General features: G+C 59.9%; 12 protein-coding genes and 2 pseudogenes. 5 read left to right on the top strand and 9 right to left on the bottom strand.

Annotated features, from left to right (window positions below):
• Window positions 1-90 precede the first annotated feature (90 nt).
• Window positions 91-984: a LysR family transcriptional regulator gene (locus AO353_RS23240; RefSeq protein WP_054598311.1), complete on the top strand. Its 894-nt coding sequence runs from the start codon at window positions 91-93 to the stop codon at window positions 982-984.
• A gap of 34 nt (window positions 985-1,018) precedes the next feature.
• Here AO353_RS23240 and AO353_RS30105 read toward each other — a convergent pair.
• The 8 genes and pseudogenes from AO353_RS30105 to AO353_RS23275 all read right to left on the bottom strand — a co-directional run.
• A pseudogene (locus AO353_RS30105) lies at window positions 1,019-1,267 on the bottom strand (Ada metal-binding domain-containing protein); the annotation flags it as partial.
• On the bottom strand, window positions 1,264-1,875 hold the full coding sequence (locus AO353_RS23245) for a DNA-3-methyladenine glycosylase family protein (RefSeq protein ID WP_054597082.1): 612 nt from the start codon (window positions 1,873-1,875) through the stop codon (window positions 1,264-1,266). The gene AO353_RS23245 and the pseudogene AO353_RS30105, both read right to left, overlap by 4 nt.
• Before the next feature lie 144 nt (window positions 1,876-2,019).
• Window positions 2,020-3,060 (bottom strand): YncE family protein, encoded by a 1,041-nt coding sequence (locus tag AO353_RS23250; RefSeq protein WP_054597083.1) that lies wholly within the window; start codon window positions 3,058-3,060, stop codon window positions 2,020-2,022.
• 46 nt (window positions 3,061-3,106) lie between these two features.
• Window positions 3,107-3,559: a chromate resistance protein ChrB domain-containing protein gene (locus AO353_RS23255; RefSeq protein WP_054597084.1), complete on the bottom strand. Its 453-nt coding sequence runs from the start codon at window positions 3,557-3,559 to the stop codon at window positions 3,107-3,109.
• An 84-nt stretch (window positions 3,560-3,643) separates the two neighbouring features.
• Window positions 3,644-5,002 carry a chromate efflux transporter gene (gene chrA, locus AO353_RS23260; RefSeq protein WP_054597085.1) on the bottom strand — a complete coding sequence of 453 codons (1,359 nt, stop codon included), beginning with the start codon at window positions 5,000-5,002 and terminating at the stop codon, window positions 3,644-3,646.
• Window positions 4,999-5,940, bottom strand: a complete 942-nt coding sequence (locus AO353_RS23265) for a chromate resistance protein ChrB domain-containing protein (protein WP_054598312.1) — start codon at window positions 5,938-5,940, stop codon at window positions 4,999-5,001. The genes chrA and AO353_RS23265 overlap by 4 nt, the downstream gene beginning before the upstream one ends.
• 293 nt (window positions 5,941-6,233) lie before the next feature.
• Window positions 6,234-7,274, bottom strand: a complete 1,041-nt coding sequence (locus tag AO353_RS23270; protein ID WP_054597086.1) for a DMT family transporter — start codon at window positions 7,272-7,274, stop codon at window positions 6,234-6,236.
• A gap of 271 nt (window positions 7,275-7,545) precedes the next feature.
• The gene (locus AO353_RS23275) at window positions 7,546-8,166 is read right to left on the bottom strand and encodes a LysE family translocator (protein ID WP_054597087.1); all 621 of its coding nucleotides are present in this window, start codon (window positions 8,164-8,166) and stop codon (window positions 7,546-7,548) included.
• 149 nt (window positions 8,167-8,315) lie between these two features.
• On the opposite strand from AO353_RS23275, the gene AO353_RS23280 reads away from it, so the two are divergent.
• Window positions 8,316-8,651 (top strand): hypothetical protein, encoded by a 336-nt coding sequence (locus tag AO353_RS23280; protein ID WP_054597088.1) that lies wholly within the window; start codon window positions 8,316-8,318, stop codon window positions 8,649-8,651.
• A gap of 366 nt (window positions 8,652-9,017) precedes the next feature.
• Here the strand turns inward: AO353_RS23280 and AO353_RS23285 are convergent, their stop codons facing one another.
• A complete protein-coding gene (locus tag AO353_RS23285) occupies window positions 9,018-9,377 on the bottom strand; it encodes a YciI family protein (RefSeq protein WP_054597089.1) in 360 nt (119 codons plus the stop codon).
• Between the two features lie 298 nt (window positions 9,378-9,675).
• On the opposite strand from AO353_RS23285, the gene AO353_RS23290 reads away from it, so the two are divergent.
• From AO353_RS23290 to arsA, 3 genes and pseudogenes are all read left to right on the top strand, one after another.
• Entirely contained in the window at window positions 9,676-11,052 is a 1,377-nt protein-coding gene (locus AO353_RS23290; protein WP_054597090.1) for a pyridoxal-phosphate dependent enzyme, read from the top strand.
• Window positions 11,049-12,227, top strand: coding sequence for a cystathionine gamma-synthase (locus tag AO353_RS23295; RefSeq protein WP_054597091.1), 1,179 nt, complete (start codon window positions 11,049-11,051; stop codon window positions 12,225-12,227). The genes AO353_RS23290 and AO353_RS23295 overlap by 4 nt, the downstream gene beginning before the upstream one ends.
• 142 nt (window positions 12,228-12,369) lie before the next feature.
• Window positions 12,370-14,130, top strand: a pseudogene (gene arsA / locus AO353_RS32260) (arsenical pump-driving ATPase).
• The last annotated feature ends 38 nt before the right edge of the window (window positions 14,131-14,168 follow it).

Raw genomic sequence — 14,168 nt, forward strand, 5'->3', positions numbered from 1 at the left:
TGGTTGGTAAGAAGAAACCATGATGATTGCCAACCAATGGCAGATAAATAATCATCGGCTAATTAGTCTCGTTACCAGGAGTGTTGAATGATGGATCGCTTGACGAGCATGAGCGCTTTTGTGATGGCTGCGGAATCAGGCTCCTATGCCCGTGCCGCAGAGCGCTTGGGCATGTCGCCGCAGATGGTGGCCAAGCATGTTGCCGCTCTTGAGCACCGTCTGGGCGCGCGGCTACTGAACCGTACCACCCGGCGGCAGAGCCTGACTGAACTGGGGAGTGCTTACTATGAGCGCTGCAAGCATATTGTGAGCGAAGCCCAGGCTGCCGACTCCCTTGCGCAGATCATGAATGACACCCCTCGTGGCAAACTGAAAATCAGTGCTCCCGTGACTTTCGGTTCCTATAGCCTCATGCCGTTCATGACGGATTTTTTGCGTCAGCACCCTGAAGTAGAAATCGATCTGCATTTGACGGACCGCTTCGTCGATCTGGTGGAGGAGGGGTATGAAGTGGCTTTCCGGATCGGTCCCCTGGCCAACTCCAGTTTGACCGCCAGACCGTTGGCGCCTTATCGGTTGGTGGCCTGCGCAGCACCGAGCTACCTGATGGAACGCGGAACGCCACAAACACCGGCTGATCTCGAGAACCATGAATGTTTGGGGTATGCCTATTGGTCCCGCCCGGCCGACCGCGAATGGCAGTTCTGCAAAGGCTCCACCGTTCATAAGGTGCAGGTCACCAGTCGTTTGCAGGTCAACGAGAGCAAAGCACTGTTGTCAGCCGCGCTTGACGGGTTTGGAATTGTCCTTGGCCCCGAAGACTTTCTTCAGCCGGCGCTGCAAAGCGGCGAGTTGGTGCGGCTGTTAACTGATTTCGAAGCGCCGAGCCGACACATGCATTTGCTCTACACAGCAAATCGCCAGAGAACGGCCAAACTCCGACGATTTATCGATGCAGCACTAGTCCGCTTTGGTGCGAATTGAGCAGGTTTTTGAGTTGTCCAAGCCGCAGACTGGATGCTTTTTTCCATTCCCTATACGCCAGCGGCAAACACACCGCACACGGTCGATAACCCGCGGCGCGGGCCGTGGTTTCATCGGCGAAAAACACCCGGTGCGCGACATAGCCACCACGGGCAATGGCCCGCAGTGCAGCAGGGCAGTCCAGTCGACCGTAGATTCGGGATCGTCGATGGCCGCCCATTTGTCCGGGTTCGGCGCTGTCTAGCGGTTCGCCCTGAGCATTGATCAACACAAAGCGTTTCATCGGTTCGGCACTCGCCACAAATACCAGGCCGCGACGGTTCTATAGGGGCTCCATGCCTGACCGATATCGATCATCTGCTTGCGGCTTGGCTGTTGCTCCAGGCCCTTGAGTCGGCGGTAGCCGTCGCGCACGCCAAAGTCGTCGGCGGGCAGGATGTCCATGCGTTCGAGGGTGTAGATCAGCAGCATCTCGACAGTCCAGCGACCGACACCGCGTAACCGGGTCAGGCGTTCGATCAATTCGTCGTCGCTCATCGCCAGCGCATTTGAACGATCCGGCACCAGCCCCTCCAGCGCGCCTTGGGCGATACCGTGAAGCGTGGCGATCTTGCTGCCGGAGAAACCACAGCTGCGCAGCACCTCGAATTCGCAGGCCAGCAATTGCTCGGGCGTCGGGAACAGCGAGTCGGGAAACAACGCAATCAAACGCCCGAGAATGGCATCGCCGGCCTTGGCATGGAGTTGCTGATAAGCAATGGCCCGAACCAGCGCTTCGTAGGGATTGCGAGCCGGTTTTGGCTGATGCAGGCACGGGCCGATGGCGGCGATGTGTCGCGCCCAGTCCGGGTCGATGGCTGCCAGGTAGTGGCTGGCGGGGTGATAGGGCATGGAAATTCCAGGCAGAAGTTCGGGGACTTCAGGCAGATTAAAGCTCTGCCCGCAGGATAGCACCCGGTCTCTTGCGCTCAAACTTTCGCGTAGGTTGCAGCGCCATAAAGCTCCAGCTGCCGACAGTGCCGCAGCACGGATGCGCTACCGGGGTTCCATAATCCGCAGTACCGGGTGCCCGTCGATATCCTTGAGTGGAAAATACGAGCGGTGTGTCGCTGTATCCACAGCAACGACGTGCGCATGCGGGCCTACGCGGCCACTGCCGATGTTCGTGACGACGCTGTCCTTGACGTGGAACATCGACACCATGCCGGCCTCTGCAGCCACATAAAGCGTGCCCGGTACGGGGTCAAACGCGAGCACGTCAGGGGTTCCTCCAGTATCGAACGCCTGGATAACCTGCATCGTGCGCATGTCCAGTACCAGGAGTTTGTCGTTACCTTCGCATGCGATAAAGGCCAGCCGGTCACGCGGGGTGATCAACAAGCCATGGTTGCCTCTTGCCCCCGGCAAATCAATGCGCGCAACGATCCGGTCGGTTGCGGGATCGATCTCGATCAGTTGCCCGCGTGTCTGGACATTAACGAAAATGTGCCGTGATACAGGGTCATATTGTGTATTGCCGACTTCGCCTCCGAGGGGAATCGTTGCGACGCGAGTGTTGGTGCGCACGTCGATTACCGTTTCGGTCTTGCCGTTTTCGTTCGATACGTAAAGCTTGTGAAGGTCGGGCACATAAGCCATTCCGTCTGGGTAGACACCGCCGGGAATACGACTGACAACGGCCAGGGTCGTTTCGTCAATCGCCACGATTTCGTTGGTGCCCGTCGCCGACGCGTAGACACGCGACAGTTCAGGAATAACCAGCACACCGTGCACCGACGAAACGTTCGCAATGCGTCCAACGACGCGGGATTCACGCAGGTCAAAGACGATCACTTCGCTGTCGCCCAAATGGGCGATGAACAACAGGTTGCGCGCTGGATCGTAGCTCTCGTAGTCAAGCCGAGTAGCGCCACCGGGCAACGGAATGTCGGTGACATGTTTCAGTGGCAGGTCGTTGGTCGATGGTTTGTCTGCAGCCTGAACGTCGCGAAGGTTCGCGACGTTGATGACGGCTAGCGCCATCAACAGGACGGCGAAGACTGGCAGAGCAAAACGTCGTTTGTGCCGTAGGGTCATGAGGTCCTCTTCTGCTTGGGCCGGGCTTCAGTGTGAGCAGGCCTCATCACATCTGCGGAGGCCAGTTATGCGTCTCGCCTTGACACTCCTTGCACCAGGCGTACAGCGCGTCATACATGATCAAACCGTGCGACAGCATTTCCTGGTCATCGGCAAAGCGTTGCGACAATCCCAGCGAAATCGCGTACAGCCCAGCCGATTGCGGCGTCAGATCAAGGTGGGAGGTATCTGCTCCACGCACGATTTCGGCCAAATGCTGCAAGGCGGGATCACTGAGCTGGTACTTCTTCAGGAACGCATCGAAGCTGCACATCTCACCTACGTGGGAAAGCTCGACGCCCGGAATATCGTAAGGCGTTGCATCTTTCTCAGCGGCAAGCTGCGGAACGTCTTTGCTGGGTACGTAGAGGAACTCGGCCTGAGGATCGATAAAACGAGTGATCAGCCAAGGACAAGCGATGCGATCAATCTTGGGTCGTTCACGGGTAATCCACCTCATGCAACACCTCCTGCCTGGTTCGACAGGCTGGATGATCCGGCAGGCCCGATGCCTGCCAGGAAACGTTTGATCGCCGCACGCTTTCTAGCGCAGCAGATGCACTGCCAATCCAATGAGTGCACAGGCCATCAATACTTGAATGACGCCACGCTTGAAGCGAAACAAGGCAATTGCTGCGGCAATGGCGATCAGCGCAGAGGGCCAGTCGAGGGTGTCGCCGAACCCTTTGGGCCACAGCACGTGATAGCCGAAGAACACTGCCAGATTAAGAATCACCCCAACCACAGCGGCGGTAATCCCGGTGAGCGGCGCGGTGAACTTGAGTTCGTTGTGCGTCGTCTCCACCAGCGGGCCGCCGGCGAGGATGAACAGGAACGAAGGCAGGAAGGTGAACCAGGTCACCAGCGTCGCCGCGACGGCGCCGCCGAGAAACACCTGGTCGGCGCCGAACACCTGCGAAACATAGGCCCCGACAAAGCCGACGAAAGCCACCACCATAATCAGCGGCCCCGGCGTGGTTTCCCCCAGCGCCAAGCCGTCGATCATTTGTGTCGGGGTCAGCCAGCCATAGTGCCCGACTGCGCCCTGGTAGACATACGGGAGCACCGCGTAGGCGCCACCAAATGTCAGCAGTGCCGCCTTGGTGAAGAACCAGGCCATTTGGGTCAAGGTGCCTTCCCAGCCAAAGAGTGTGGTCAGGATCGCCATTGGCAACGCCCATAACACCGCACCGATGAGTGTCAGCAGCGCCAGTTTCAACCAACTGAACCGGGCATGGTCGGGGGAAGGGGTGTCGTCATCGATCAATGCCGGGCCGTAGGATTTTTGGGCAGCGCTGTGGCCTCCGATCCGGAACTTTTCCGGAGCAAAACGGCCACCCAGATAGCCGATCAAGGCCGCACTGAGCACGATCAGTGGAAAGGGCACATTGAATGCAAATATCGCCGCGAACGACGCCGCCGCGATGGCCCACAGCCAATTGTTCTTCAGCGCTCGCGAACCGATTCGATGAGCCGCCTGTACGACAATGGCGGTCACGGCTGGTTTGATGCCATAGAAAAGCCCGGCGACCATTGGCACGTCGTCGAAGGCGATATACATCCAGGACAAGGCAATCAGGATGAACAGCGAGGGCAGCACAAACAGCCCGCCGGCGATGACGCCGCCCCAGGTTCGATGCATCAGCCAGCCGATGTAGGTTGCCAGCTGCTGGGCTTCCGGCCCTGGCAGCAACATGCAGTAGTTGAGGGCATGCAGGAATCGCCGCTCGGAAATCCAGCGCCGTCGTTCGACCAGCTCCTGGTGCATGATCGAAATCTGTCCTGCCGGCCCGCCGAAACTGATGAAACCCAACTTGAGCCAGAACCAGAATGCCTCACGCAAACTGATCGCCTCAGGCCTTGGCAGTTCCGCTTCAACGAGCGATGGAGAAACCTTACTCATTGGGGGTGTTCCTCTTTCACAAACGCGGCAAGCAGGCCGTCGAAGATGGCGCTCGCAGCAGCCAACAAGTGGTCATCATCAGTCATGGTTTCGCGTAGTCCGGCCAGCACCCGCTCGAGGCCGGCAGCCTCGACCGGCTGAATGCCGCCGATGTCGAGGTAATGCACGAGGGCGGCAATGCGCTCCAGACCGGGTTCCTGGATTTCAAAGCTGGCTTGCAGGGTTTCGAAGGTCACACGGTTGCCGACATGACTGAAGGTCGCCTCATCAAAATCAAAACCCAGGGCATCGGCTGGGCAGTCCTGCGGGCTGTTCAGCCAGAGGATCCGAGCGTGTGGATCGATGAAGCGTCGAATCAGCCAGGCACAGGCCAGTCGATCAACCCAGGGTCGCTTGCGTGTTGCCCATACGCGACCCTGAAAGTCCGCAAGACTCAGCGGCACGATTGGCTGGTCGCGGCTATGGGGTTCGTCTGCCGACAATGCGCGACTGACGGCGGTCTCAAGTTCTTGCAAAACCGCGTCGATCTGCTGCTTCGGCTTGCCAGGAAAATAATCGATAGTGGTCAGCTGTTCGTAGGCTTTGCGCAGCTTGCGAATCTGCTTGGTGGTCGCCAGTGCATTCTCGGTATTGAGCTGTGCACGGCAGGCATCGATCTCGGCGCCGAGCTTGCTGTACTCATCGCTACGGTCGAACAACGCTACGAAGCGTTCGCCATTTGGGTCGACGACAGGCAGGACATAGGCGGTGCCATTGATGGCCAGAATATCGCGTTCGACCGAGGACAGTGCTTCACGACAGGCGACCGTGTCCGGCAGCAGATAGGCGCCATCGCGTAACACCGCCGCTCCAGAGGCTTTCAGTGCGCGCCAGGCTCGCATGCGCTCGGTGGCATTGGCGGTCGGTAGACCAAGGATTAAAGCGAGCCAATTTTTCATGTAGAGGTACATTCAAAAAAAGTTTGTATCTCTACAATATTCGTCTTTGGTCCGATTGAAAAGCCCCCGGGCAACAATGCTGTTCACTGAAGCAATTTCAGCCGCGAGACACTCTTTGTAGCAGCTGCCGAAGGCTGCGTTCGGCTGCGAAGCAGTCGTAAAATCAGCAATTGCAGTGTGTCAGGTACACCACGGCAGCCGGACTCACGACTGCTACGCCCGAACGCGGACCGAGCCGAACGCAGCCTTCGGCAGCTGCTACAGATTGCATTACGGCTTAAATGAACAGCCCATCAATGCTTGTGCCGGTGATGAATGTCGGGGTAATGCGGGTGGCTGTGGCGGATCGCCTGATGCTGGTGAACGTGACTGTGAGGTTCGCTGCCATCCCATTCAAAGTCATGCTCATGCTGATGGTGTTCATCGTGAACATGCCGGTGACCATGGATGAGCGGCTCGTGCTGGTGGTCGTGCGCGTGGCTTTCAGTGAGGTGAATCCAGACGCCAATGCCCATCAGCAGGGCGGCGATCCAGAACGTCAGTGAAGCAGGCTCGCCGAGGATCAGAATCGCTATCGCCGCCCCCAGAAACGGCGCGGTCGAAAAGTACGCGCCGGTGCGTGCCGTGCCGAGGCCGCGAAGGGCGAGCACGAACAGCACCAGGCTAATGCCGTAACCGAGAAAACCGACCAGGAGTATCGGCGCGAGCGTGGCAATGTTCGGTAGTTTGGCCCCCAACGATAACGCCAGCGTACAGTTGACCGCCCCCGCGACCAGCCCCTTGATACCGGCAATGAACAGGGCATCGGACGCCGAGATCTTGCGGGTCAGGTTGTTATCGATGGCCCAGCAGGCACAGGCCAGCGCGACGGCCAGCGGGCCGATCCAGCCTTGTGCGTGTGTCGAGTCTTGCGGCCAGGCCAGGAACACTCCGCCAGCGACGATGGCCAACATCCCCGCAACGATTCGCCGATCAGCATTCTCCTTGAACACCAGCCAGGCCAGCAGCGCGGTCAGTACCGATTCCAGATTGAGCATCAGCGAGGCCGTCGCCCCTGACGTCAGGGTCAAGCCGAACATCAATGCCACCGGCCCAAGCACACCGCCGAAGGCGATGGCACCGATCAGCCACGGCCACTCGCCGGCTGTCAGGCCGGTTGCCTGCCAGCCGCGGTCGCGGATAAACCTGACCAGGGTCAAGCCGAGGCCGCTGCCCAGGTACAGCAGCCCCGCCAATAAAATCGGCGAGACCTCCACACCCAGCAGTTTGGCCAGCGGGGTGCTGGCACCAAACAGTGCGGCTGCGCTCAAGGCGTAGAAAATACTCAGGTTCATGGGGGGCTCAGTGTCTTAACGTTCAAGGAGATTCAGGCCCTGTGGGCCATCAGAAATGCCAATACTGCCAATGATATCGCGCTACTCGAGCATGATGCCTGTTTGGCGTTCATTTCAGGCACTTACTTCGGCATTCCGGGCGAGTAGGAGAGGCAGGCTGTCGCGGTGCATTAGCAATGATCAACTTTGCGCTGGTGCGAGGCGGGCGCGGGGCAGAGTGAGGATTTAAAAGGCAAAAGGGGCCAGAGAAATGGCCCCTGAAGCCCAAGCGTCAGACTCGGCGAGCCATCAGCAGCACGGATGCCGCCGCTGACAACAACCCGGCGCAACAGCGATTGAAAATCCGCTTGCCACGTGGCTCGGCAAACCAGCGCCGCATGTGCAAACCCATGTAGGCGTAGGCACTGATGGCGATCCATTCCAGCCCCAGAAACAACGCACCCAGCACCGCAAACTGCGGCGTCACGGCTTTCGTCGGATCGACGAACTGTGGGAGGAATGCGGTGAAGATCAAAATCGCTTTCGGGTTCCCGGCCGCCACCAGAAATTCCTGCCGGGCCAATGCCATGATGCCAATCGGCGCACTCGCGACTGCGCTTTCAGCCTGCGGATTGGCTTGCCAGAGTTGAACCGCGAGGTAGAACAGATACGCCGCCCCCAGAATCTTTATTGCGTAAAACAGCAGTTCCGACGTTTGCAGTACTACCGCCAGCCCGGCTGAGGCCAGCGCAATCATGCCGGCGAACGCCAGCAAACGCCCAAGCCCGGCCACACAGGACGTGCGGTAGCCGTATCGGGTCGAGTTACTGACCGAGAGCAGATTGTTCGGGCCAGGCGCCATGTTCAGGGCGAAACAGGCGGGAAGAAACAACGTAAGCGTGGCGAGATCCATGGCAGCCTCCAAAAGCGGGACCGGTATTTTTATCACCGGTGTCGGGCGGTTTAACGGGTTTCGCGAGCGATACCATTTTGATATCTCATCCATTAAAGTATGCGCCGCTCGAGAGATGGATCCCGGGCTTTTTCTCATGGAGTAATTCAGTGAAGCACCTCAGCAAAGTTGTTGCCGTTGTACTGTTCGGCCTGGTTCTGGCGGGTTGCACCGGCACCTCGATGAAAACCCAGCACTATGACAGCACCCAATACACCGTTCTGGGTCACAGTGAAGCGAGTGCCACAGGCCTCATGCTGTTTGGCTGCATCCCGATCCAGCAGAACAGCCGTTTTGTTCGTGCTCAGGACGCGGCGATCAAGGCCAAGGGCGGCGATGCAATGATCAACACCCAGGTGCAGGAAAAATGGTTCTGGGCTTGGGTCCTGACCGGTTACACCACCAAGATCTCTGGTGATGTGATCAAGTTGAAAAACGTTCAGTAAGCGCGGTACCGAGCCTGCGGGCAAGTACGCGCTGACGTGAAAAAAGCCCGGTTTAGCCGCAATGCTGTTCACTTAAGCCGATGTTTCAGGCACAACCGCAGTTGTGGCGAGGGAGCTTGCTCCTGCTGGGGCGCGAAGCGGCCCTGAATTGGGCCTGCTACGCAGTCCAGCGGGAGCAAGCTCCCTCGCCACAGATACTTCTCAGGCCTCCAGACCTCCTTAAGAGAAAGCATTGCGGTTTAGCCGGGCTTTTTCGTCTGTGCTCGTTGCGCGAAATGGCGGCGTATTTAATGTTGTGGGAGGGCCAGCGAGAGGGCCGCTGCGCCATCGCCGGGATCACCTTCGGCAAGCATCTGCATCAGACTTTCAGCGCAAATCAGCCATCTCGTACAGCGGCCGGATCTCGATCTCGCTCGGTCCCGGCATGGGGTTGGGGCAGCGCTTTGCCCAGGCGACTGCTTCATCCATGTCCTTGACTTTCCAGAGCCAGAAGCCGGCGACCAGCTCGCGGGTCTCGGAGAAAGGTCCGTCGATGACCGTACGGCCGGGACCATCGAACGCAATACGCTTGCCTTGCGAGGAGGGCTTGAGGCCGTCGGCGGCAAGCATGATGCCGGCGTTGACCAGTTCCTCGTTATATCGGCGCATCGCCTCGAACATCGCGGTCGTGGGCAGAATGCCCTTTTCACTGTCGTCGGTAGCTTTCACGAACACAATGACACGCATCGTCTTCTCCTTGTTTGAGCCGGCCTCATCGGCCTGGCATCGGAATGACGAACGGGGTTCCGGAAATCGATATCGTACTGCAAAATTTTTCGACGGTTGGGGCGCAGGTGCGAATGGCTACTTCAAGGTCATGACGACCTTGCCGTTCCGACGGCGACGCTACCAATTGGCTGCGCAAAGTTGCGGGCGACAGGATCCCGGCCTATGGTCCAAGCGAGACATTTCCTGTGATGGGCGCACGTTGACTCACCGTCGGTTGCAGCCCATCCAATGTGATCGTCCGCAAGGAGGTGAAGACATGCCGAACAACTCTCGCCCGGCTGTGCTCGGGCTGATCGGCAATACGCCGCTGGTGCGCGTCAGCCGCTTTGATACTGGCCCGTGCACATTGTTCCTCAAACTTGAATCGCAGAACCCTGGAGGGTCGATCAAGGACCGCATCGGCCTGGCGATGATCGACGCCGCCGAGCGCGATGGTCGCCTGCAACCTGGCGGCACCATCGTCGAGGCCACTGCTGGCAACACCGGCCTCGGCCTGGCCCTGGTCGGCCGCGCCAAGGGATACCGAGTGGTGCTGGTGGTGCCGGACAAGATGTCTACCGAGAAAGTCCTTCACCTCAAGGCGATGGGCGCCGAGGTGCACATCACTCGCTCCGATGTCGGCAAGGGCCATCCCGAGTATTACCAGGATGTTGCCGCACGGTTGGCGCAGGAGATTCCCGACGCGTTCTTCGCCGATCAGTTCAACAACCCGGCCAACCCGCTGGCCCATGAGTGCAGCACCGCTCCGGAGATCTGGGCGCAGGCCGAGCATGATCTGGATGCCATCGTCGTCGGCGTCGGTTCGGCCGGCACGCTGACCGGGCTGACCCGTTTCTTTCGCCGTGTGCAGCCTGACCTGGAAATGGTGCTGGCCGACCCGGTCGGCTCGGTGATGGCCGAATACAGCCGCAGCGGCACCCTTGGCACACCCGGTTCGTGGGCGGTGGAAGGCATCGGTGAAGATTTCATTCCGTCGATTGCCGACCTGTCCAGCGTGCGCCAGGCCTATTCGATCAGCGACGAGGAAAGCTTCGATCACGCGCGCCAACTGCTGCGCGCCGAAGGCATTCTCGGTGGCTCTTCGACCGGTACATTGCTGGCGGCCGCATTGCGCTACTGCCGCGAGCAAACCGAGCCGAAGCGGGTGGTCAGCTTCGTTTGCGACACCGGCACCCGTTACCTGTCGAAGATCTACAACGATCAGTGGATGACCGATCAGGGCCTGCTTGCGCGCAAGCGCTACGGCGACCTGCGCGACTTGATCGCGCGGCGTTTCGAGGATGGTCGGGTGATCAGCGTCGGCCCGGACGACACGTTGCTGACCGCCTTCCAGCGCATGCGCCTGGCGGATGTGTCGCAACTGCCGGTGCTGGTGGGCGGAAAGCGGCTGGTGGGGGTGATCGACGAGTCGGATATTCTGCTGGGCGTGCACAAAGACGCTTCGCACTTTCGTATGACCGTGGCCAGCGCGATGACCGACAAGGTCGAAACCCTGCCTCCCGGCGCCAGCCTGGCTGAACTGCAGGCGGAACTCGACCGTGGGCTGGTGGCGGTCATTGCCGACGCCTCGGGCTTCCACGGCCTGATCACTCGCGTCGACATGCTCAATCACTTGCGGAGATCCCTTACATGAGTCAACACGATGAAAACGCCACGCCACGGGCCTTCGCCACCCGTGTGATCCATGCCGGCCAGACGCCGGACCCTACCACCGGGGCGTTGATGCCGCCGATTTATGCGAACTCCACCTACTTGCAGCAGAGCCCCGGCGTACACAAGGGCTTCGACTATGGGCGCTCGCACAACCCGACGCGCTTTGCGCTGGAGCGCTGTGTGGCAGACCTCGAGGGCGGCACCCAGGCATTTGCCTTCGCCTCCGGGCTGGCGGCGATCTCCACCGTGCTCGAACTGCTCGATACCGGTTCGCATATCGTCTCTGGCAACGACCTGTATGGCGGCACTTTCAGGTTGTTCGACAAGGTGCGTCGGCGCAGTGCCGGGCATCGCTTCAGCTTCGTCGACCTGACCGACCTGACGGCCTTCGAAGCGGCGCTGCAGGACGACACGCGAATGGTCTGGGTCGAGACGCCGAGCAATCCCTTGCTGCGCATCACCGACCTCGCCGCGGTCGCGCGTACCTGCCGCGAGCGGGGCATCATCTGTGTGGCTGATAACACCTTTGCCAGTCCGCGGATACAGCGGCCGCTGGAGCTGGGCTTCGATATCGTGCTGCACTCGACGACCAAATACCTGAACGGCCACTCCGACGTGATCGGTGGCATTGCCGTGGTCGGGCAGAATGCAGAACTGCGCGAGCGCCTGGGCTTTCTGCAGAACGCGGTGGGGGCTATCGCCGGGCCGTTTGACGCTTTTCTCACCCTGCGCGGGGTGAAGACCCTGGCGCTGCGCATGGAGCGCCACTGCAGCAACGCGCTGGAGCTGGCACGCTGGCTTTCGCATCAGCCGCAGGTGGCGCGGGTCTATTATCCGGGCCTGCCGTCGCACCCGCAGCACGAACTGGCGCAACGGCAGATGCACGGTTTCGGCGGGATGATTTCCCTCGACCTGGACACTGACCTGGCGGGTGCCAAGCGTTTCCTCGAGAGTGTGCAGATCTTCGCCCTGGCCGAGAGCCTGGGCGGGGTCGAAAGCCTGATCGAGCACCCGGCGATCATGACGCACGCCAGCATCCCCGCCGAAACCCGCGCAGAGCTTGGCATCGGCGATGCATTGATACGGTTGTCAGTGGGGATCGAAGATGTCGAAGACCTGCGCGCCGACCTGGCCCAGGCGCTGGCGCAGATCTGAGCAATGGGCAGAAACGGCCAAGCTCAGTCACTTGAAGGCTAAATAATCCGCTTGAGGCATAGGCTAAAATCAGGGTTTTGAACATCAGTCCAAACACTGTGTGCCGGTTAACAATGTGCTCCGCAAGGGAGGTTTGAGTGCCATGCTGCCATCCATCAAGCTGCTCGATCAGCCCACTCAATATATGTTCTTCGCGGGTAAGGGCGGGGTCGGCAAAACGTCGGTCTCCACGGCGGTGTCAATCGCGCTGGCGGATGCCGGCAAGAAAGTGCTGCTGGTCAGCACGGACGCCGCCTCCAACCTTGATGAGATGCTGGGCGTCGAGCTGAGCAACAAGCCTGTAGCGGTACCGGACGTACCAGGAATGTCCGTGCTCAGCATCGACCCGGATGCCGCAGCAATCAGCTACCGAGCCAGAGTGGTTGAACAAATGGGGCCGCAGGTCAGCGATCAAGACATCGCTATCGTGCGCGAGTAACTCTCGGGGGCATGCACGACTGAAATTGCGACCTTCGATGAGTTCTCCCACCTCCTGTCGCGAGGTGGCGCGGCCTATGACCACGTCGTGTTCGACACCGCTCCCACGGGGCATACACTCAGGCTGTTAAGCCTGCCCAAGGCGTGGAGCGGATTTCTGGAGGGCAATGATCGTGGTGCGTCATGTCTGGGGCCGCACTCGGGTTTGAAAATGCAGGAGCAGCTTTTCAATCAGGCTTTGGCTGTGCTCAACGATCCGGCCCTTACCACCGTCGTGCTGGTGGTACGGCCTGATAAAAGCACGCTCGACGAGGCGGCGCGATCTTCCGACGAGCTGCGTGAGTTGGGTCTGCAAAACCAGCGTCTGGTTGTGAATGCGGTGTTCAAACGCAGCAACTTGAATGACCCGATCGCCGCAGCCATCGAAGCCGTTGGCCAGAAGGCGCTCGACGAGATGCCGGCTTCGCTGCGCCAGCTTGCCGTCGACTACATTCCGCTCAAAGCCGTGGATTCCGTTGGCTTGCCCGCGTTACGCGGGCTGCTCACCCCGGAACCTCCGCGGACCGCGGGCGCTGCAACCCACGAGCCATCACGCTTCGAACATCACACACTCGCGGAACTGGTTAGCGAGCTTGCGAATGGCGAGCGCGGGTTGATCATGGTGATGGGCAAGGGAGGGGTTGGCAAGACTACGATTGCGGCTGCCATTGCATTGGGCCTGGTCCGGCACGGCAAGTCGGTGCATCTGAGCACGACCGATCCGGCGGCGCATCTGGCGGTCACCCTCCATGGAAATGTGCAAGGACTCAGCGTAGGTCGCATCGACCCCAACGTCGAGACCCAAAAATACGTGGACAAGATCGTGAGCTCCCGCGCCGCGACCCTGACGGAGGATGAAAGAGCCTTGCTCATAGAGGATCTGCGCTCTCCCTGTACCGAAGAGGTCGCGGTCTTCCATGCTTTCTCCCGTGTGGTTGCTCAAGCCAGAAGCTCGTTCGTGGTGCTGGACACCGCTCCCACAGGTCACTCGCTGCTACTGATGGACGCTACAGGCGCCTATCACCGCCAGATGGTTCGGGAATTTAAAGACAAGGGCTCGGGCCAAATCGTCACTCCATTGATGCGTCTGCAAGACCCTGACTACACGAAAATCGTCTTGGTGACACTGCCCGAAGCGACGCCCGTGTCTCAGGCGGCAGCCCTTCAGGATGACTTGCGCAGGGCAAAAATCGAACCGTTTGCATGGGTGGTCAATAAGTCTCTACTGGCCACGGGCACCGAAGACCCGCTGTTGCGAGCGCGTTTGGAGAGCGAGCGAAAGCAGATGGAGAGGGTAGCCGGCCAAACCAGCCATCCGGTCATTGTGGTGCCATGGACAGCGCAGCCGCCGGTTGGCGTCGCTGCGCTAACCGGCCTGTTGGATTGACGCAGTAGCGTCGCTCGACGCCATGCCTACCTCGGAGA

The organism is Pseudomonas fluorescens (genome assembly GCF_001307155.1).
Taxonomy (GTDB): domain Bacteria; phylum Pseudomonadota; class Gammaproteobacteria; order Pseudomonadales; family Pseudomonadaceae; genus Aquipseudomonas; species Aquipseudomonas helvetica.